The sequence below is a fragment of the Microbacterium sp. AB genome, from assembly GCF_032878875.1.
Lineage (GTDB): Bacteria > Actinomycetota > Actinomycetes > Actinomycetales > Microbacteriaceae > Microbacterium > Microbacterium betulae.
On the sequence record NZ_CP118157.1, the window covers coordinates 357,721 to 377,281 of the forward strand.

At 71.8% G+C, this 19,561-nt stretch carries 15 protein-coding genes and 1 riboswitch; of the genes, 11 read left to right on the forward strand and 4 right to left on the reverse strand.

Translation table 11 applies throughout. The features are described 5' to 3' along the window. The first annotated feature begins 75 nt into the window (after window positions 1–75). From N8K70_RS01655 to N8K70_RS01665, 3 genes are read left to right on the forward strand one after another with little or no spacing between them, the layout of a single operon-like run. The gene (locus N8K70_RS01655; protein WP_317139878.1) at window positions 76–1,803 is read left to right on the forward strand and encodes an ABC transporter ATP-binding protein; all 1,728 of its coding nucleotides are present in this window, start codon (window positions 76–78) and stop codon (window positions 1,801–1,803) included. Next, a complete protein-coding gene (locus N8K70_RS01660) occupies window positions 1,800–3,845 on the forward strand; it encodes an ABC transporter ATP-binding protein (protein WP_317139879.1) in 2,046 nt (681 codons plus the stop codon). Before N8K70_RS01655 ends, N8K70_RS01660 begins: the two co-directional genes overlap by 4 nt. After that, window positions 3,842–4,471, forward strand: a complete 630-nt coding sequence (locus tag N8K70_RS01665) for a DNA-3-methyladenine glycosylase I (protein ID WP_317139880.1) — start codon at window positions 3,842–3,844, stop codon at window positions 4,469–4,471. The genes N8K70_RS01660 and N8K70_RS01665 overlap by 4 nt, the downstream gene beginning before the upstream one ends. A gap of 26 nt (window positions 4,472–4,497) precedes the next feature. Here the strand turns inward: N8K70_RS01665 and N8K70_RS01670 are convergent, their stop codons facing one another. Then, window positions 4,498–5,280, reverse strand: coding sequence for an acetoin reductase (locus N8K70_RS01670; protein ID WP_317139881.1), 783 nt, complete (start codon window positions 5,278–5,280; stop codon window positions 4,498–4,500). 193 nt (window positions 5,281–5,473) lie between these two features. On the opposite strand from N8K70_RS01670, the gene N8K70_RS01675 reads away from it, so the two are divergent. From N8K70_RS01675 to N8K70_RS01690, 4 genes are all read left to right on the forward strand, one after another. After that, window positions 5,474–6,670, forward strand: a complete 1,197-nt coding sequence (locus N8K70_RS01675) for a helix-turn-helix domain-containing protein (protein WP_317139882.1) — start codon at window positions 5,474–5,476, stop codon at window positions 6,668–6,670. Window positions 6,671–6,837: 167 nt separating this feature from the next. Then, window positions 6,838–7,206, forward strand: coding sequence for a coiled-coil domain-containing protein (locus tag N8K70_RS01680; protein ID WP_317139883.1), 369 nt, complete (start codon window positions 6,838–6,840; stop codon window positions 7,204–7,206). 5 nt (window positions 7,207–7,211) lie between these two features. After that, window positions 7,212–7,868: a GrpB family protein gene (locus N8K70_RS01685; protein ID WP_317139884.1), complete on the forward strand. Its 657-nt coding sequence runs from the start codon at window positions 7,212–7,214 to the stop codon at window positions 7,866–7,868. Between the two features lie 18 nt (window positions 7,869–7,886). Then, on the forward strand, window positions 7,887–8,819 hold the full coding sequence (locus N8K70_RS01690) for an aminotransferase class IV (RefSeq protein WP_317139885.1): 933 nt from the start codon (window positions 7,887–7,889) through the stop codon (window positions 8,817–8,819). 27 nt (window positions 8,820–8,846) lie between these two features. Here N8K70_RS01690 and N8K70_RS01695 read toward each other — a convergent pair whose 3' ends face one another. Continuing rightward, window positions 8,847–9,749 (reverse strand): LysR substrate-binding domain-containing protein, encoded by a 903-nt coding sequence (locus N8K70_RS01695; protein WP_317139886.1) that lies wholly within the window; start codon window positions 9,747–9,749, stop codon window positions 8,847–8,849. 99 nt (window positions 9,750–9,848) lie between these two features. Here N8K70_RS01695 and N8K70_RS01700 point away from each other — a divergent pair, with 99 nt between their 5' ends. Continuing rightward, complete coding sequence (locus N8K70_RS01700) at window positions 9,849–13,307, forward strand: bifunctional proline dehydrogenase/L-glutamate gamma-semialdehyde dehydrogenase (protein WP_317139887.1); 3,459 nt, start codon at window positions 9,849–9,851, stop codon at window positions 13,305–13,307. A 157-nt stretch (window positions 13,308–13,464) separates the two neighbouring features. Here the strand turns inward: N8K70_RS01700 and N8K70_RS01705 are convergent, their stop codons facing one another. Then, the gene (locus tag N8K70_RS01705; protein WP_317139888.1) at window positions 13,465–15,054 is read right to left on the reverse strand and encodes a D-alanyl-D-alanine carboxypeptidase family protein; all 1,590 of its coding nucleotides are present in this window, start codon (window positions 15,052–15,054) and stop codon (window positions 13,465–13,467) included. A 68-nt stretch (window positions 15,055–15,122) separates the two neighbouring features. After that, window positions 15,123–15,230, forward strand: a riboswitch (TPP riboswitch). Here N8K70_RS01705 and N8K70_RS01710 point away from each other — a divergent pair. The 3 genes from N8K70_RS01710 to N8K70_RS01720 all read left to right on the forward strand — a co-directional run bounded on the left by N8K70_RS01710 (window position 15,224) and on the right by N8K70_RS01720 (window position 18,121). Then, a complete protein-coding gene (locus N8K70_RS01710) occupies window positions 15,224–15,844 on the forward strand; it encodes an ECF transporter S component (protein WP_317139889.1) in 621 nt (206 codons plus the stop codon). (Overlaps the previous riboswitch by 7 nt.) A 1-nt stretch (window position 15,845) precedes the next feature. Next, window positions 15,846–17,339 carry an ABC transporter ATP-binding protein gene (locus tag N8K70_RS01715; protein ID WP_317139890.1) on the forward strand — a complete coding sequence of 498 codons (1,494 nt, stop codon included), beginning with the start codon at window positions 15,846–15,848 and terminating at the stop codon, window positions 17,337–17,339. Next, window positions 17,336–18,121 (forward strand): energy-coupling factor transporter transmembrane component T family protein, encoded by a 786-nt coding sequence (locus N8K70_RS01720; protein ID WP_317139891.1) that lies wholly within the window; start codon window positions 17,336–17,338, stop codon window positions 18,119–18,121. Before N8K70_RS01715 ends, N8K70_RS01720 begins: the two co-directional genes overlap by 4 nt. A 29-nt stretch (window positions 18,122–18,150) precedes the next feature. Here N8K70_RS01720 and N8K70_RS01725 read toward each other — a convergent pair whose 3' ends face one another. Further along, on the reverse strand, window positions 18,151–19,413 hold the full coding sequence (locus N8K70_RS01725; RefSeq protein WP_317139892.1) for an Nramp family divalent metal transporter: 1,263 nt from the start codon (window positions 19,411–19,413) through the stop codon (window positions 18,151–18,153). Window positions 19,414–19,561 lie beyond the last annotated feature (148 nt).

Consider the following 19,561-nt stretch of genomic DNA (forward strand, 5'->3'; position numbering starts at 1 on the left):
GCCCCGATTCCGCCCTCAGCGGATGTCCTCCCCGAGGGGGATGAGAATGTCCGCGGTCGCTGAGACACTGTCCACGTGCTCCTGAAGCTGCTCACCCGCTATCTCGCGCGATACCGATGGCTCCTGGCAGGCGTCCTCGTCTTCCAGCTGGCCGCCGCGCTCGCCGCGCTCTTCCTCCCCACCCTCAACGCCGACATCATCGACAACGGCGTCGCCCGCGGCGACACCGGCTACATCGTCCGCACCGGGCTGTCCATGCTCGCCGTGTCGCTCGGCCAGATCGTCGCCTCGATCGTCGCCACCTTCTGCGCCGCACGCGCCGCCATGGGAGCCGGGCGCGACATCCGCGGCGACGTCTTCGGGAAGGTGAGCGGCTTCTCCGAACGCGAGGTGTCGCAGTTCGGGGCGGGCTCGCTCATCACCCGCAACACGAACGACGTGCAGCAGATCCAGATGGTCTCGATGATGAGCGCGACCATGCTCGTCCAGGCGCCCATGCTCGCCATCGGCGGCATCGTCATGGCGGTCCGTCAGGACGTCGGGCTCAGCTGGATCCTCGCGGTGTCCATCCCCGTCCTCCTCGTCATCGCCGGACTCGTCATCGCCCGCATGGTCCCGCTGTTCCGCGCCTACCAGTCCAGGCTCGACGGCGTGAACCGCGTCATGCGCGAGCAGCTCACGGGCGTCCGGGTCGTGCGCGCGTTCGTCCGGGAGGCCATCGAGGAGGAGCGCTTCCGGGCGGCCAACGCCGACATCATGGTGGTCGGGCGCAAGGTCGGTTCCCTCTTCGTGCTGATCTTCCCCCTCGTCATGCTCGTGCTCAACGTGACGATCGTCGCGGTCGTGTGGTTCGGCGGCATCGAGGTCAACGCGGGCAACACGCAGATCGGCACGCTCTTCGCCTTCATGCAGTACGTCGGACAGATCCTCGGCGGCGTCATGATGGCCAGCTTCATGACGCTCATGATCCCGCGTGCCGCCGTCTCCGCGGACCGCGTCGGAGAGGTGCTCGAGAGCGCGTCGACGCTGTCGCGCCCCGACGACCCGGTGACCGCGTTCCCGGAGCGCGGAGCCGTCCGCTTCCACGACGTGGCCTTCACCTACCCCGGGGCCGAGGAGCCCGTGCTGCGCGGCATCAGCTTCTCCGCGGAGCCCGGCGAGACCGTCGCGGTCATCGGATCGACCGGGTCGGGCAAGACGACGCTCGTCTCGCTCATCCCGCGTCTCTTCGACGCGACCGCGGGGCAGGTGCGGGTGCAGGGCGTCGACGTGCGCGCGGCCGACCTCGACCTCCTGTGGCAGGGCATCGGGCTCGTGCCGCAGCGGCCCTTCCTCTTCAGCGGCACGGTCGCGAGCAACCTGAGGTTCGGGCGCGAGGACGCCACCGACGAGGAGCTGTGGGACGCCCTCGAGATCGCGCAGGCGAGGGACTTCGTCGAGGAGATGCCGGACGGCCTCGACTCCCGGATCTCGCAGGGCGGGACGAACGTGTCGGGCGGGCAGCGCCAGCGGCTGTCGATCGCGCGGGCGATCGTCCACGACCCGGACGTCCTCGTCTTCGACGACTCGTTCTCCGCGCTCGACCTCACGACCGACGCCAGGCTGCGACAGGCGCTGTGGAGAGAGCTTCCCCACGTGACCAAGATCGTCGTCGCCCAGCGCGTGTCGACGATCACCGACGCCGATCGGATCATCGTGCTCGACGGCGGCAGGATGGTCGGCTCGGGCAGGCACGAGGATCTCCTGGCCTCCAACGAGACCTACCGGGAGATCGTCGAGTCGCAGCTGGGGGTGGAGGCGTGAGCGAGAGGGAGCGGACAGGAGCCGACGAGCAGGCGGAGCTCGAGCTGGCCGAGCAGGCGCGGCTCTCCTCGGGCGACTGGGACTCGGTCGCGCCCGGCAAGCCCGCCGATTTCGGCAGGAGCTTCGGCCGGTTCATCGGCCTCCTACGACCGTACGCGTGGGTGTTCGCGTTCGTGTCGCTGCTCGGCGCGATCGGCGTCGTGCTCGCGGTCATCGCCCCGAGGGTGCTCGGCGAGGCGACGAACATCGTCTTCGAGGGGGTGATGTCGCTCACCCTCGCCTCCCAGTTCCCCGCCGGGACCTCTCAGGCGGAGGTCGTCGCCGGGCTGCGGGCGGCGGGGCAGGACGACATGGCCAACCTCGTGGGGGCCATGCAGCACTTCCAGCTGGGCGTCGGCATCGACTTCGACGCGCTGCGCGTCGTGATCGTGTGGGCGCTCGTCGTCTACGTGCTGTCGTCGGTGCTGCAGTGGGTGCAGGGCTACGTCATCAACGTCATCATGGTGCGGACGATGTTCGCCCTGCGGGAGCGGGTCGAGAGGAAGATCAACCGCCTGCCGCTGGCCTACTTCGACAGGGTCCAGCGCGGCGAGCTCATCTCGCGCGTCACGAACGACATCGACAACATGACGCAGACGTTGCAGCAGTCGCTGTCGGGTGCGCTCACGTCGCTGCTCACGGTGGTGGGCGTGCTCGTCATGATGTTCTCCATCTCGTGGCAGCTCGCCCTCGTCGCCCTCGTCGCGCTGCCGCTCATCGCGTTCGTGATGCTCGGCATCGGCCCGCAGTCGCAGCGGGCGTTCCAGACGCAGTGGCGGAAGGTCGGGCGGCTCAACTCCCGCGTCGAGGAGTCCTTCTCGGGGCACGCCCTCGTCAAGGTGTTCGGCCGGGAGAAGGCGATGGGCGAGGCGTTCCAGGAGGAGAACGAGGAGCTCTACCGCGCCGCCTTCAAGGCGCAGTTCCTCTCCGGCGTGATGATGCCGAGCATGCAGTTCATCGGGTCGCTGACCTACGTCGGCATCGCCGTGCTCGGCGGCATCATGGTGGCGGGCGGACAGCTGCGGATCGGCGACGTGCAGGCGTTCGTGCAGTACTCGCAGCAGTTCACGCAGCCGCTCACGGAGCTCGGGGGGATGCTCCCGGTCATCCAGTCCGGAACCGCGTCCGCCGAGCGCGTCTTCGACCTGCTCGACCAGGAGGAAGAGGAAGCGGACGACGAGGACGCCCCCGCGGCGGCCGCAGGCGATGGCGTCATCGAGTTCCGCGACGTGTCGTTCTCGTACACGCCGGGGCGCCCGCTCATCGCGGACCTGTCGTTCCGGGTGGAGCCGGGTCAGACGGTGGCGATCGTCGGTCCGACGGGGGCGGGGAAGACCACGCTCGTCAACCTCGTCATGCGGTTCTACGAGCTCGACGGCGGGGCGATCCTGCTCGACGGGCAGGACATCTCGGAGCTGACCCGCGAGGACGTGCGCTCGCGCACGGGCATGGTGCTGCAGGACCCGTGGCTGTTCGCCGGGACCATCCGCGACAACATCCGCTACGGGCGGGAGACGGCGACGGACGACGAGATCGTCGCGGCCGCGAGGGCCACGTACGTCGACCGCTTCGTCCGCTCCCTCCCCGACGGCTACGACACGCCCCTCGACGAGGACGCGGCGAACGTGTCGGCGGGCGAGCGCCAGCTCATCACGATCGCGCGGGCGTTCGTGCGCCGCCCCAGCGTGCTCATCCTCGACGAGGCGACGAGCTCCGTCGACACCCGCACCGAGCTCCTCCTCCAGCACGCGATGGCGGCTCTGCGCGAGGGACGCACGTCGTTCGTCATCGCGCACCGCCTGTCGACCATCCGCGACGCCGACCTCATCCTCGTGATGGAGCACGGGCGCCTCGTGGAGCAGGGGACGCATGAGGAGCTCATCCGCCGCGCGGGCGCGTACTGGCGGCTGTACCAGTCGCAGTTCGAGCATGCGGCGGTCGACCTCGATGCGGAGGACGACGCTGCGGCGGCGTCCGAGCCCGAGGAGACGGCACGAGGATGAGCGAGTCGAACCCCGACCGGGCCGCTGTGCCGAGCTTGGACGTCGTCGTCGGCGAGGACGGTCTGGCAAGGCCGCGGTGGGCGGCGGCGGACCTGCTGCTCCGCGAGTACTACGACGCCGAATGGGGGATGCCCGTTCGCGACGAGGCAGGCCTGTTCGAGCGGCTGAGCCTCGAGGCGTTCCAGTCCGGCCTGTCGTGGGCGATCGTGCTGCGCAAGCGCCCGGCGTTCCGCGAGGCCTTCGCCGGGTTCGATCCCGACGCCGTCGCGACGTTCGGCGGCGACGACGTCGCGCGTCTCCTCGCCGATGCCCGGATCATCCGCAACCGGGCGAAGATCCTCGCGACGATCGGCAACGCCCGCGCCACCGTCGCATTGCGGGAGGAAGGCGGGCTGGCCGAGTTCGTCTGGAGCCATCGGCCCGCGGCGACTCCTGCGCCGCGCAGGCTCGCCGACATCCCGACGACCTCTGACGAGTCCGTCGCCCTGTCGAAGGCCCTCAAGAGGCGCGGGTTCCGCTTCGTCGGACCGACGACCATATACGCGCTCATGGAAGCCGTCGGGATCGTCGACACGCACCTCGTCGGCAGTCATCGCCGCGGCGCGAGCGGCGTGTGGGGCGCGTGACGCGGCAGCGATGACTGCCGGTCGGGTCAGTTGTAGAGGATGCCGCCGTCGACGAGGAGGACCTGACCGGTCACGTACTCGGAGTTCGGCCCCGCGAAGAACGACACCACGCCGGCGACGTCCTCCGGTGTCTCGATGCGGCCGAGTGCGATCGAGTCGACGTTCTCCTTGAGGTTCTGGCCGAGCGGCTTGCCGTTGATCTTGCTGAGCTCGGCGTCGATGAGCTCCCACATGCCGGTGCCGACGATGCCGGGCGCATATGCGTTCACCGTGATGCCGTGACCGGCGAGCTCCTGCGCGGCCACCTGCGTGAGGCCGCGCACGGCGAACTTCGATGCGGAGTACGCGCCGAGGATCGGGAAGCCCTTGATCGACGCGATGGAGGCGGCAGAGACGATACGGCCCTTCACCCCGCGCTCGATGAAGCTCGCGGCGGCCGCCTGGATGCCGAACACGACGGAGTTGACGTTGATGCGGAAGATCTTGTCGAGCTCGTCCTCGGTGATCTCCAGGACGGGCTTGACCTGTGCGATCCCGGCGTTGTTGACGATCACGTCGAAGCCGCCGAGCGTGTCGACCGTCGTCGCGACGGCCGCCTCGATGTCCTGCTTCTTCGAGACGTCGGCGGCGACGAAGAACGCCTTTCGTCCCCGTGCCTCGATCTCCGAGACGACCGCGTCGCCCTTCTCCTGCTGGAAGGCGAGGTCGGCGACCGCGACATCGAAGCCGTCGGAGGCGAGCTTGAGCGCGATCCCGCGGCCGATGCCCTGACCGGCGCCTGTGACGAGAGCGACCTTCGTGGAAGTCATCGTGTAACACTCCTTCGTTCAGGCTGCGGGCGTGCGCCATCGCAGCTGTCGTCACGCTAGATCGTGTCGGCGAGCCTGCGCCAGCCGCCGACACGGTCGGCCCGGAGGAACCCGGGACGACGCGGCGCTCTCGCCCGCGCTACCCCTTGCAACCCCTGCCGCGAATAGGATCGAGACGTCGACAGGAGGTCTGATGCCTGGTCGTCTCGAGGCGGCGATCCCCGGGAACAGCGACGCGACGGAGTACGCCGAGCTTCTCGGCCGTATCCATCGTGCGACGTTCGAGGGGCGGCGTCCGCCTGCTCGTCCCAGGGACGTCATCGCCGAGTCGTGGTCGAGGCTGCGCCGTCGCGGCCTGCGACCTGACCGCCGTCGCCGAGCGACACCGGATGAGCGACAGAGCGGGGGCGGCGGCGATGTCCTCCGCTCGCTCTTGCCCGGGGTGCGCGCGCACCTGGACTATCTGTTCGAGGACGACGCCGTCCTCCTCGTGCTCGCGGACGCGCAGGCCCGCGTCGTCTGGAGCGAGGGGGGTGCTCGCATGCGCGACCGTGCGGAGAGCATCGGCTTCGTCCGCGGCGCGCTCTGGAGCGAGTGGGAGGTGGGGACGAACGCGATCGGGACGACCCTGGCGACGCGGCATCCGCTCCACGTGCATGGAGCGGAGCACTTCTGCGTCGATCAGCACGACTGGAGCTGTGCGGGCGCGCCCCTCCGCGACCCGCGCAGCGGGAACATGCTCGGCGTCGTCGATCTGTCGATGGCGGCGACGGACGCCGGGAGCACGGTTCTCGCTCTCGCGTCGCTCGTCGCGCACAGCGCTGCGACGGAGCTGCGTGAACGGCATCGCAGAGATCTTCACGCCCTGCGCTCCGCGAGCTGGCTCGTCACGCGAAGGATCGCCGGCCCGTGGATCGTCGCAGACGAATGGGGCTGGGTCGCCGCGGCGAACGAGGTGGAGAATCGTCGTCGAGTGACGCTTCCCGGTGAGGCGGGCGCGTGGGTGCCCGGTCTCGGCGAGACCGTGGCTGAGCGAATGCACGGCGGGTGGCTTCTGCGCCCGCGATCGGGCCTGCTGTCGCTCCCGGAGGCATGCCTGGAGATCCGCCAGAGCGCGCACGGCGCCGTTCTGCGGTTCGCGTCGGCGGCGGGCGGGACGGAGATGGAGGCGACGAGGCGGCAGGCCGACATCCTCCTCCTGCTGGCGAGTCATCCGCACGGCCTCACGGCTCCGCAGCTCTCGGCGCTTCTCTACGGCACGCCGGAGCGCGACGTCACCGTGCGTGCCGAGATCAGTCGTCTCCGTCGGACGCTCGGCGACGCGATCGTTCCCGCACCGTACCGATTCGCCGAGGGACTGCGCGTCCGCGTCGCGAACGCGACGCGCTGAGGCCGGGCGCGAGGTGGGACGTCCCCGCCCCGAGACCTGCCGGAAGCGTCGACGCGTGCACAGCGGCGTGTGCGCGATGCCGTTTTCCACAATCCGCCGTACGTGCCGCTCCGTGTCCGCGAAGCGTGACAAATTCGGGATATCGACTCACACTGGGAGGCATGGTCATGACGGAGGCACAGACCTGGGTGTTCCTCGGCACGTTCGCGACGTTCGCATTCGCGGCGATCGGTCTCGTCTCGGCGAACTTCACACGCGTCCTGCGTGCCGAGATCGGAGGTGTGCATGCCCGAATCGACAGCGTCCACTCGGAGATCGGCAGCGTAAGGTCCGAGATCGGAAGTGTCCGCGGCGAGATCGGAAGCGTCCGCGGCGAAATCGGCGGGGTCCGTAAAGAGATCGACGGCGTGCGCAAGGAGATCGACGGGCTGCGCTCGGAGATGAACGCACGCTTCGACGTCGTCAACATGAGGATCGACCACCTCGACGGCGACGTCTCGGCCCTCACCCGTCGTGTCATGGGCGAGCACGATTGACGGAGATGCCTGCCCGAGATCGTCCGCTCCCGAACCCCGCAGAGCTCCATGCGCACGACCCGGCGTGGGCCGAGCGCGCGGACGCGCAGCTCGCGATCGTCCGGCGCGCCGTCGAAGGGCTCGACGGAGCCTCGGAAGCCCGTTTCGACCACATCGGATCGACCTCCGTCCCGGGGCTCGCGGCGAAGCCGTTCGTCGATCTGCAGGTGCGCATCCTCCCCCTGCCGTCGGAGGAGGACCTCGCTGCGCGTCTCGGCGCGATCGGCTACGTGAGGGCACAGGGCTCCCGGCCCGACTCACCGGGCGTGCACCGTGACATCCCGCGAGGTGATGAGACGGTGCCGGACGAGGTCTGGACGAAGCGTCTCTTCGTCATCGAGGACGGATCGGTCATCCTGCACATCCGGCGTTCCGACTCACCCTGGGGGCGGTACGCGGTGTGGTTCCGCGACTGGCTGCGCGCGCATCCGGACGCCCGCGACCGCTACGAGAGCGTGAAGCGCCGTCTGTCCGCCGAGAACCGGGGCAAGGCGGACTACGACGACTACACGCGTGCGAAGACGGCGTTCTTCGACGAGGTTCAGGACGCCTTCAGCTCATGGGCGCGTGCCCGCGATACGACGCGCCGCGCGTCTCCTCCCTCCGGCGCGCCGGTAGCGTGATGCTCGACAGGAGGACGCATGGGCGATTTCGGGGTGTTCTTCGGGCGAGCCGATCAGCTGCTCGACACGGCGTTCGAGGGGGAGCCGGAGCTGCGCGTCGTCGAGCCTCGCGACGCATCCGTCTCGGTGTTCGACCTCGGCCTGCTCCGCGGCGACGGCGTCTTCGAGGCCACGACCGTCGTCGACGACGTGCCTCTCGCCTGGCACCTGCATCTGCGCCGTCTCGCCCAGTCGGCTGCGGCGCTGGATCTCCCGGCGCCGAACCTCCGGGTGCTCGACGCCTTCGTCCGAGAGGCGATCCGACGGATGGGCCCGACCCCTCATGCGCACGTCAAGCTCGTCATCACTCGCGGTGTGGACGCCTCGCTGTCCGCCGTGTCGCTGCCGGTCGTGCCGACGGTGTTCGCCCTCGTCGATCCGGGATTCGGCAGGCGCGCCCCGGAGATCGAGATCGTGACCCTCGAGCGCGAGCTCTTCCGCGACTCCGCGGAACGGGCGCCGTGGCTGCTGCTCGGCGCGAAGACGCTCTCGTACGCGACGAACATGGCGGCGCGCCGGGAGTATGAGCGCCGGGGAGCGCAGAACGCCGTGTTCGTGACGCGCGACGGGTACGTGCTCGAAGGGCCGCAGTCGTCGGTCGTCATCCGCGAGGGGAACCGTGTGGCGACCCCGCATCCGCGCATCGGCATCCTGCACGGCACGACGCAGGTCGAGCTCTTCGCCTGGGCGGCCCTGAACGGACTCGAGATTTCCTACGAGGACATCCCGACCGAGCGGCTCTTCGCCGCGGACGCGGTCTGGACGATGGGCGCCTCGTTCGTCCAGTCCGTCACGGCCGTCGACGGACGGGCCGTCGCTCACGACCTCGCGGCGACGGACGCGATCAACGGCTTCATGCAGAGTCAGCGCGCCGCGATCGACGCGTGGACGAGCTCGCACCTACCGGGCTGAACAGACGTCCATCCGGCAGACGCGGCGTCAGCCGGCGTCGGCGACCGTCGCGAATGCCACGGAGAGCGCCTCCCTCGCTGCGCGCACACCGGGCGCGGCCCTGGCCGAGACGCGCGTCGCCGTGAAGATCTCGCGATGCGGCGAGCCCGGCAGATCGACGAGCCGTGCTGACGCGTCGTCGCCGGCGAGGGCGAGCCCGGGGAGGAGACTCACGGCATGCCCGGCCGCGACGAGCCGCACGTGCGCCGACAGGTCGGTCGCCTCGTGGCGGATGTCGGGCTCGAAACCGGCCGCCCGGCATTGTTGGACGGCCCATGCCCGTGCCGCCGTGCCCTCGGGCTCCATGATCCAGGCCAGGCCCCGCGCATCGGCGAGCGAGACGACGCCGCTGTCGGGCGGTGCGGCGAGGCGGATGGGGTCCCGCCCGAGCAGATCGCGGTCGAGGCCCTCCCGGTGCGGGCGCGTGTGACCCGGGTACTGCTCGGCCATCGCGATGTCGAAGCGGCCGGTCTCCACCTCGAACAGGCCGTGCTCCGGCGGTGTCACGACGATCTCGACCCGCAGGGCCGGAAGAGCCTCCCTCAGAGCGTCGAGCACCCGGGGGACGAGGGTGCGGGAGGCGGTCTGCAGCACGGCGATGCGCAGCGGTGCCGCATCGGGTGCGAGGGCGTCGAGCTCGCCCCGCAGCTGCTCCTGCGCGGCCAGCAGCCGGGCGGCGTGCTGCGCGACCGCCTCGCCCTCGGGCGTCAGCCGGAGCCCGCGTCCCTCGGGCACCAGCAGCTTGACGCCGACTTCGCGCTCCAGCTGCGCAAGCTGGTGCGACACCGTGGACGAGCTGTAGCTCAGCACCGACGCGACGGCCGCGATCGTGCCGCGCAGGCGCAGCTCGTGCAGGAGCAGGAGGCCTCTGCCGTTCCAGGGAGCGATCATCGTTCGAGGATATCGAAGAGTCGACGTCGAAAACATGCGCTTTTCCGCGAGGAAGGGGCCACCCACACTGGGAGCATCCCCCTCGAGAAAGACCGTGCCATGACCTTTGCGCCATCGCCCTCCTCCCAGGACCACGCACCCGGCATCGACACCGCGCTCGCAGAGGAGGCGATCGCCCAGGTACGCAACTGGCTCGCCGCCGCACGGGACGAGAAGGTCGACTCGTCCGCGAGAAACCTCGCGGGCGTCCTTCGCGACCCGAACGGGCTCGCTTTCACCGTGGGATTCGTCGACGGCGTCGTGCGCCCCGAGGACGAGCGCGTCGCCGCGCGCAACCTCGCCGGGCTCGTCCCGCTCATCCCCGGTTTCCTTCCCGCGCCCCTTCGCGGCCTGATCCGTCTCGGAGGGGCTCTCGCGCCCGTGCTGCCGCGGATCGTCGTCCCCGCAAGCCGCACGGTGCTGCGGCGGATGGTCCGGCACCTCATCGTCGATGCGCGCGATGAGAGGCTCGGCCGGACGCTCTCGCGGATCCGCGGCGAGGGGATCCGCCTCAACGTCAACCTCTTGGGAGAGGCGATCCTCGGACGGAGCGAGGCGGAGAAGCGGCTCGCCGGGACACGGCGCCTGCTCGAGCGGCCGGACGTCGACTACGTCTCGATCAAGGTGTCGTCCACGGTCGCGCCGCACAGCCCGTGGGCGTTCGACGATGCCGTGGCGCACGCCGTCGACGCGCTCGCGCCGCTCTACGCGCTCGCGAAGCGCTCGGGCACCTTCATCAACCTCGACATGGAGGAGTACAAGGACCTCGATCTCACGCTCGCCGTCTTCACGACGCTCCTCGAGCGCCCCGACCTCCACGACGTCGAGGCGGGCATCGTGCTGCAGGCGTACCTGCCCGATGCGCTCGGCGCGATGATCCGTCTGCAGGAGTGGGCCGCCGATCGCGTCGCGCGCGGGGGCGCGCCCATCAAGGCGCGCGTGGTCAAGGGCGCGAACCTCCCCATGGAGCAGGTCGACGCCGAGACGCACGGATGGCCGCTCGCCACGTGGCAGAGCAAGCAGCACTCCGACGCCTCGTACAAGGCGGTCCTCGACTACGCGCTGCACCCCGCGCGGGTGCGCAACGTGCGCCTGGGCGTCGCGGGCCACAACCTCTTCGACATCGCGCTCGCCCGGCTCCTGGCGACGCGTCGCGGCATCGCGGACGGCGCGGGCGTCGAGTTCGAGATGCTGCTCGGGATGGCCACGGCGCAGGCCGCCGTCGTCCGGCGGGACGTGGGCTCGCTGCTGCTCTACACGCCGGTGGTGCACCCCGACGAGTTCGACGTCGCGATCGCGTACCTCATCCGCCGGCTGGAGGAGGGGGCGAGCCCGGAGAACTTCATGTCGGCCGTGTTCGATCTCGACGCCGACCCCGCGCTGTTCGCCCGCGAGGAGGAGCGCTTCCGCGCGTCCATCGACCTCATGCCGGCCGAGGCCCCCCGGCCGAACCGCGTGCAGGACCGTCGCGCCCCGCAGCCCGAGGGGCCGCGCGACGGCTTCCGCAACGCCCCCGACAGCGATCCGAGCATCGCGGGCAACCGCGAGTGGGCCGCCGGCATCCGCGATCGGATGGCCGGATCGCGACGGGGCGAGGCGACGCGCGACGCGCACACCCTGCGCTCGGCCGACGAGGTCGACGCCGCCATCGACGGCGCCGTCGCCGCGGGCGAGGGATGGCGCGGGCTCGGCGCCACGGGGCGCGCCGAGATCCTGCACCGTGTCGGCGACGCGCTCGAGGCCCGCCGCGCGGAGCTCCTCGAGGTCATGGGGTCGGAGTGCGGCAAGGTCGTCGAGCAGGGCGATCCCGAGGTCTCCGAGGCGATCGACTTCGCGCACTACTACGCGTCCGGCGCCGCGCTGCTCGACGAGGTCGACGGCGCGGAGTTCGCGCCCGTCCGGCTCACGGTCGTGACGCCGCCGTGGAACTTCCCGGTCGCCATCCCGGCCGGCTCGACGCTCGCCGCGCTCGCCGCCGGCTCCCCCGTGATCCTCAAGCCCGCGCCGCAGGCCGCGCGCTGCGGCGCCGTGATCGCCGAGGCGCTGTGGGAGGCGGGCGTGCCGCGCGACGTGCTGCGCCTCGTGAACGTCGAGGAGAAGGACCTCGGGCGGCGACTCGTGTCGCACGAGGGCGTCGAGCGCGTCATCCTCACGGGCGCCTACGAGACGGCGGAGCTGTTCCGCTCCTTCCGCCCCGATCTGCCGCTGCTCGCCGAGACGAGCGGCAAGAACGCCGTCATCGTGACGCCGTCGGCCGACCTCGACCTCGCCGCGAAGGACGTCGCCTCCTCCGCCTTCGGCCACGCGGGGCAGAAGTGCTCCGCCGCGTCGCTCGTCGTTCTCGTCGGATCGGTGGCGAGGAGCGAGCGGTTCCGGCGGCAGCTCGTCGACGCCGTGGGAGGCCACGAGGTGGGGATGCCCTGGCAGGCGTCCTCGCGCATCGGACCGCTCATCGGCCCCGCCGAGGGCAAGCTGAAGCGCGCGCTCACCGAGCTGGAGCCCGGGCAGCGCTGGGTGGTCGAGCCGAGGCGTCTCGACGAGGCCGGCGCGCTGTGGAGCCCCGGGATCCGCGAGGGCGTGAAGCCGGGGAGCGCCTTCCACCTCACGGAGTACTTCGGCCCCGTCCTGGGCATCATGACGGCCGAGACGCTCGACGAGGCGATCGACATCGTGCGCGCCGTCGACTACGGCCTCACGTCGGGGCTGCACGCGCTCGACGAGGACGAGATCGCACGCTGGCTCGAGCGCATCGACGTCGGCAACGCCTACGTCAACCGCGGGACGACGGGTGCGATCGTCCAGCGCCAGCCCTTCGGCGGATGGAAGAGGTCGGCCGTGGGAGCGGGGACGAAGGCGGGCGGCCCGAGCTACCTCTTCGGGCTCGGCACGTGGACGGATGCGCCGGTGCGCGCCGGTGCCGCGGCGGATGCGCTCTCCCGGGGAGCCGTGGAGGCGCTCGGCGGAGCGGACGGGAAGGACGGATCGGCGTGGCTCGCGTCCGCGCTCGGCACGGACGTCGCGGCCTTCGCGGCCGAGTTCGGCGTCGCGCGCGATGTCCAGGGCCTCCGGCTCGAGCAGAACGTGCTGCGCTACGCGCCGGTTCCCGTGACCATCCGCTTCGACGGCCGGCCGGTCGTGGAGCTCGTCCGGGTCGCGGCCGCGGGCCTGCGCGTCGGGGCGCCGCTCGTGGTGAGCTCGGCCGCCTCGCTGCCGGACGGCGTCGCGGGATGGCTGCGCGGCGCCGGGGCCGACACCGTCGTGGAGGACGCGACGGCCTGGGCGTCCCGAGCCGCGTCCCTCGCCCGGACGGGCGGGCGCATCCGTCTCGTCGGCGGCTCCGTCGCGGAGGTCGTCGCCGCCACGGACGGCGCTCCGCACGTCGCCGTCTACGACGGACCCGTGACCTCCGCGGGCCGGGTGGAGACGCTGCCGTTCCTGCACGAGCAGGCCGTCTCGATCACGGCGCACCGCTTCGGCAACGAGCGGCGCTACGTCGTCCCGGGGCTCGCCGGGGCCTGAGCCGCGGGGCGGGCGGAGCCTTCGGCCGGGGTCGGCCTCCGAACCCCGGAGGAGCGCGCCGTTCCCCGGACGTTCGTGGCCGTCTCGCTCCGGGGAACGCGTCATCCTCCGAAGAATGCGGTGGCCGCCGAGGCACGCAAGACGCGGCCGATCCGCCTCAGCCGAGGCCGAGCAGATCCAGCGGGTGCGTCAGGCGCCACCAGAACGAGGGCGGCGGCACGTCGTCGGTCAGGGCGAGAGCGACCTTCGTCTCGTTCAGCCCGCCGGCGACGGTGAGCGTCCCCACCTCGTCGCCGGAGCCCGCGCCGAGCTCGACGTCGTACTCCGGCGTCGTCGCGGGCGCGACGCCCTGCCACGAGAGGACCTCGGCGTCGGACGCGGTGACGATCGTGCTCTGCGCGCCCCACTCGGTCCTGATGTGGGCGACGGCGGTGTCGGCCGCGACGGCCGTCGCGGGCTGGATGCCCTCCTCGAGCGAGGCGAGCAGCTCGCGGCTGACGGTCTCGCGGCCCTCCTCGTCGGGCTGGCCGACGACGGCGGAGTACAGCCGCACGGTCGTCTGGCCCACGGTGACGTCCTTCGCGGCGAGCAGGTTCCAGTACTGCACGCCCGTCGACCAGAGCGAGCCGGTCTTGAGCCCGACGACGCCCGCGTCGTCGATGAGCGGGTTCGAGTTCTCGACGAGGCCCGCGCCGGGGAGGGTGACGGACTTCTCCGCCATGATCTCCGCGAGCACGGGGTCCTGCAGGGCGCGGTCGGCGAGCGCGATGAGCGCGCGGGCCGTCGCGACGTTGGTCGGCCCGATCCCGCTCGGGTCGGTCACCGTGATGTCGGCGAGACCGTTGGCCTCGAGCCATGCCTGGGCGTCGACCAGCCAGGCGTCCTGCGAGCCCCAGAGCTCCGCGACGAGGCGGTCGACGTAGTTGTTCGCCGAGCCGAGCATGACGCCCTCCAGCATCTGGCGGAGGGTGAGCGTCCCGTCCACGGGCACGTCGAGCGCCGACTCGTCGGCGACGAGGTATGCCCAGTACTCCTGGCTGTCGGCGTAGGTGAACGCGTACGACCCCCCGTCCTCGTCGAGCCGGAGGCCCTCGCGCTCGATGATCATGAGCGCCGTGATGACCTTCGTGATGCTCGCCATCGGCAGGGCGTCGTCGTTCGAGGCGATCGTCCCGCCGGGGCCGTCCACGGCCGCGAGGGCCGCGGTGCCGTCCGCGGGCCAGGTGACGGGGAACTCCTCGCCGATCGGGGTCTCGACCGTGAGGTCCGAGATGCTCGGCTGGACGTTCGAGAGCGGCCAGAACGCCGTGGCCACGACGTAGCCGAAGGCGAGGGCCCCGACGGCGATGACGGGGCCGACCCATCCGCGGCCGCGCGTGCGCTCGGGAAGAAGGGGAGGCTCGACGGGGACGAGGCGGCTCGTCGACAGCGCGCCCGCCGCACTCGACGTGCCGACGGCGGCGGGGTCGACCCATCCGAGCGCCGTCAGGGGCGCCGCCGCGGCGGGCTCGCCCCTCGAGGCGGATGCGGCCGGGGCGCCGGGACCCTCGGCGCCGCCGCGCCGGGCGCCCGTCCGGGGGCTCTTGCGCGACCCTCCCTCGGCCGACCTGCGGGCATCCGCCCTCAGCCGGCGCTCCGCCGCGGCGTCCGCGCGCGCGAAGATGTCGCCGCGCTCGGGGGCCGCGGCGTCACCGGCCCCGGACGTCGCGTCGGGGGTCCCGGGCGCCGGGGAGTCGTCGATTGCCACGGGCCTACGCTACCCCGTCCCGGCTCCGAGGCCTCGGCATCCGCGCCCCGGGACGACTACAATCGGCGTCACATCACACGGGAGTCCGCCGAGCGGGCTGAGAGGACGCGAGCAGCGCGTCGACCGTCGAACCTGATCCGGGTCATGCCGGCGCAGGAAGGAGAACAGGATGTCTGCATCCGCGTCCGGAAACAGGACCGCAGAAGCCCGCCGCTACACGTGGCGCGTCGTCGACATCGTCGTGGCGAGCGTGATCGGCGTCGCCTGCGCCGTGATCTTCCTCGTCTGGAACATCGGCTACGAGCTGCCGAGCTCGCTGCTCGGTCCGCTGCTCCCCGGCCTCGGCGGGCTGCTGGCGGGGCCGTGGCTCATCGCCGGGGTCATCGGCGGGCTCGTCGTGCGCAAGCCGGGCGCCGCGATCTACACCGAGCTGCTCGCCGCCGTGATCTCCGCCCTGGTCGGCAACCGGTGGGGTCCTCTCACGATCGTGTCCGGCCTCGTGCAGGGGCTGGGGGCCGAGATCGTCCTCGCGATCTTCCTCTACCGGGCGTTCGGGCCGGCCGTCGCCGCGCTCTCGGGGGCCGCCGCCGGACTCGCCGCCGGCGTCAACGACAGCCTCGTCTGGTACGCCGCCGCCGACGGCGCGTTCAAGGCGATCTACATCGTCTCCACGACGGTCTCCGGCGCGGTCGTCGCCGGACTGGGCGGATGGGCCGTCGTCCGCGCGCTGGCGGCGACGGGGGCGCTCGGCCGTTTCGCCGCGGGACGCGACGTCGCCCGCCGCGTCTGACGTGTCGCGCGTCGATACGCGTCCTTCCGCCGTCGTCGCGGAGGGGTGGGGTTGGCGATACGGCACGCGGAAGGCGTGGGCTGCGCGCCGCATCTCGCTGCGCATCGAGCCGGGGGAGCGCGTGCTCCTCCTCGGAGCGAGCGGGGCGGGCAAGTCGACGGTCCTCCACGCGCTCGCGGGCGTGCTCGGCGGGGCCGACGAGGGGGAGCAGGCCGGCCGGCTGCTCGTGGACGGCGCCGATCCGGCATCCGCCCGCGGGCGCGCCGGCCTCGTCCAGCAGGATCCCGATGCGCAGGCGGTGCTCGCCCGGGTCGGCGACGACGTCGCCTTCGGCTGCGAGAACCTCGGCGTCGCGCGCGAGGAGACCTGGGCGCGGGTTCGCGAGGCGCTCGATCTCGTCGGGCTCGACGTCCCGCTCGACCGTTCCACCTCGGCGCTGTCGGGCGGTCAGAAGCAGCGGCTCGCGCTCGCGGGCGCCCTCGCGATGCGGCCGGGCCTGCTCCTGCTCGACGAGCCGACGGCGAATCTCGACCCCGACGGGGTCGCCGAGGTGCGCGACGCCGTGGGCCGCGTGGTCGACCGCACCGGCGCGACGCTGGTCGTCGTCGAGCACCGCGTGGACGTGTGGCTCCCGCTCGTCGACCGCGTCGTCGTCCTCGGCACCCCGTCCGGCGGGGGAGAGGGCGTGATCGCCGACGGGAGCCCGTCGGACGTGCTGGTCGACCGTGGCGCCGCGCTCGCCGCGGGGGGAGTGTGGGTGCCGGGCATCCCGCCGCGGCGCCCGGGGCCGCCCGCCGCGGCTCCGGGCGAGGTGCTGTTGAGCGCGCGCGACCTCCGCGTCGCACGTGCGCGCGGCGTCGCCGTCGCGGGCCCCATGGACCTCGAGGCGCGGCCGGGCGAGGTGCTCGGCATCACGGGCGCCAACGGAGCGGGCAAGTCCACGCTCGCGCGAACGCTGGCGGGCCTTCTCGCGCCCTTCGGCGGGGACGTCCTCGCTTCGCCCCGGCTCGCGGAGGGGGTGGGAGCCGCGCCCGTCCGCTGGTCGTCGCGTCAGCTGCTGACCCGGATCGGCACCGTCCTGCAGTCGCCCGACCATCAGCTCCTGGCGCGCACCGTCCGGGGTGAGCTCGAGGTCGGGACGCGGGCGTTGCGGCTGCCGGAGGCGGAGATCCGGAGACGGACCGACGAGCTGCTCGGATCGCTGCGCCTCGCCCGTCTCGCCGACGCGAACCCGCACACGCTCTCGGGCGGCGAGAAGCGTCGTCTGACGGTCGCGGCGATGCTCGCGACGCGGCCGCGCGTGTGCGTCCTGGACGAGCCGACCTTCGGGCAGGACGCCACCACCTGGGCGGAGCTCGTCGCGATCGTCGCGCGCCTGCGGGACGGCGAGGACGGCGAGCCGGCCGCCGTGGTCGCCGTCACGCACGATGCGGAGGTGCTCGCGGCGCTGCACGCCCGTGAGCACCGCGTCGTCCCCGCGGGCGTCCGCTCGTGATCCCCGCTCCGGTCGTCGCGCGCGGGCCGCTCGCGGACGTCAACCCCGTCGCGAAGCTCGGGGCCGCTCTGCTCATCGCCTTCCCGCTCATCCTCACCGTCGACGTCGTCTCGGCGCTCGTCGCCCTCGTGCTCGAGATTCCGCTGCTCGTCGCGGCGGGTCTCGGATGGGGCGCGTTCTGGCGCCGCACGTCTCCGGTCTGGATCGCCGCTCCGCTCGCGGCGGTCACGATCGCGCTCTACGGGGAGCCGAGCGGGACCGTCCATCTGGAATGGCTGCTCGTCCGGGTGAGCGACGGGTCGCTCGCCCTGGCGGCGGCGACGTTCCTGCGTGTGCTGGCGCTCGCGCTGCCGGGGGTCGTCCTCTTCTCGACCGTGGATCCGACCGACCTCGCCGACGGGCTCGCACAACGTGTGCGGCTGCCGGCGCGGTTCGTGCTGGGCGCGCTGGGAGGCATGCGGCTCGTGGGCCTGCTGGTCGACGACTGGCGTGAGCTCGCCATCGCACGCCGCGCGCGCGGCGTCGCCGACACGGGCCGCGTCCGGCGCCTGCTCGGGATGGCGTTCGCCCTCGTCGTGCTCGCGCTGCGCCGGGGCGCGACCCTCGCCACCTCGATGGAGGCCCGCGGCTTCGGCGGCACGGCACGCCGCACGTGGGCGCGGGAGTCGCGCTGGGGAGCGCGCGAGCGGGCGCTCCTGTGCGCGGGCCTCGGGATCTCGCTCACGGCGATCGCGGTCTCGGTCGCGACGGGCGCGTGGAACTTCATCCTCGGCCCGTCCTGAGCGGGCCGGGGCGGCGGACCGTCCCCCGGTCAGCCGATGACGCTCGCGATCGCGTTCCAGACCTGGTAGACGCCGAGCACGACGAACAGGATCGTCGTGACGCCGAGCGCCACGTTGAGGTACCACCTGTTCCGGAACCCGCGCGGCACGCGGTCGCTGTTGAGGATGGGCAGCAGCGTGATCGCGAGGAACGGCATGAAGAGCGCCCCGAGCACGCCGTACAGCAGGACGAGGAAGACGGGCTGGTCGAGGAACAGGAGGAGCATCGGCGGGAACGTCAGCCAGAGCACGTAGACCTTGAACCATCTGCCGTTGGCCCGGGAGTCGGGATGCTCGGAGCCCTTGCCCGTGACGTTGCCCATGAAGTCGGCGAACATGAGCGAGACGCCGTTCCACACGCCGAGCACGGAGGAGAAGCCCGCGGCCCAGAAGCCGATGAGGAACCACACGCCGATGACCTCCCCGTAGCGTTCGCGCAGCACGCCGTCGAGCTCGAGCAGTCCCTGGTCGCTCGCCGAGATCGCGACGCCGGCGGCCTGCACGACCTCGACGCCGACGATGAGCATCGAGATGACGAAGACCCCCGTCACGATGTACGCGACGGTGTTGTCGATGCGCATGACCTTCAGGAACTGCGGCTTGTCCCATCCCTTCTCGCGCAGCCAGTAGCCGTAGGCGGCGAGGGTGATGGTGCCGCCCACCCCGCCGGCCAGGGCGAGCGTGTAGAAGACGGCGTTGGGCTCGTCGGGGATGAGCGGCACGAGGCCCGTGATCGCGTCGAGCACGTTGGGCGCCGCGATGACGGCGAGGATGACGATGGTGACGAACATGACGCCCACGAGCGCCGCCGTGATCCGCTCGAAGAACCTGTAGCGGCCGAACCAGATGAGGACGAACCCGATGAGACCGGTGGCGACGGCCCAGACCCACAGCGGACCGCCGAAGAGCGCCGCGAGGGGGAGCGCGGTCGAGCTCATCGCGGAGGCGCCGTAGACGAAGCCCCAGATGACGATGTACGGCGCGAAGTACCAGACCGGCCAGCGGCCGAGCGAGCGCCATCCCTCGAAGATCGTCTTCCCCGTGGCGACCGTGTAACGCCCCGCGCCCTCGACGAGCACGATCTTCAGGACGACGCCGAGGACGACCGCCCACAGCAGCATGTAGCCGTAGTTCGACCCCGCGACGAGCGTGGCGACCATGTCGGCGGAGCCGACGCCGGTCGCCGCGACGACGAGTCCGGGGCCGATCACCTTCCATCGCGGGGCCCGGGTGTCGGGTGCGTTCGTCATCATGCGTACCTCCTCGTACCGCGGATGCCTCTCTCGGGTCGTCTTCGTACCCTATCCACGGGGCGCCGACGCCCGAGGGAGGCGAGGGCGTCCCGGATGGCCGCGTTCTCACCGCCGGTGCCGGTGGCCCGCTCGGGACGTCTTCGCGGAC

Coding starts and splice junctions, on each gene's coding strand:
- N8K70_RS01665 (WP_317139880.1), top strand. CDS start 3,842: ATGAGCGAGTCGAACCCCGACCGGGCCGCTGTGCCGAGCTTGGACGTC.
- N8K70_RS01670 (WP_317139881.1), bottom strand. CDS start 5,280: ATGACTTCCACGAAGGTCGCTCTCGTCACAGGCGCCGGTCAGGGCATC.
- N8K70_RS01675 (WP_317139882.1), top strand. CDS start 5,474: ATGCCTGGTCGTCTCGAGGCGGCGATCCCCGGGAACAGCGACGCGACG.
- N8K70_RS01680 (WP_317139883.1), top strand. CDS start 6,838: ATGACGGAGGCACAGACCTGGGTGTTCCTCGGCACGTTCGCGACGTTC.
- N8K70_RS01685 (WP_317139884.1), top strand. CDS start 7,212: ATGCCTGCCCGAGATCGTCCGCTCCCGAACCCCGCAGAGCTCCATGCG.
- N8K70_RS01690 (WP_317139885.1), top strand. CDS start 7,887: ATGGGCGATTTCGGGGTGTTCTTCGGGCGAGCCGATCAGCTGCTCGAC.
- N8K70_RS01695 (WP_317139886.1), bottom strand. CDS start 9,749: ATGATCGCTCCCTGGAACGGCAGAGGCCTCCTGCTCCTGCACGAGCTG.
- N8K70_RS01700 (WP_317139887.1), top strand. CDS start 9,849: ATGACCTTTGCGCCATCGCCCTCCTCCCAGGACCACGCACCCGGCATC.
- N8K70_RS01710 (WP_317139889.1), top strand. CDS start 15,224: ATGTCTGCATCCGCGTCCGGAAACAGGACCGCAGAAGCCCGCCGCTAC.
- N8K70_RS01725 (WP_317139892.1), bottom strand. CDS start 19,413: ATGATGACGAACGCACCCGACACCCGGGCCCCGCGATGGAAGGTGATC.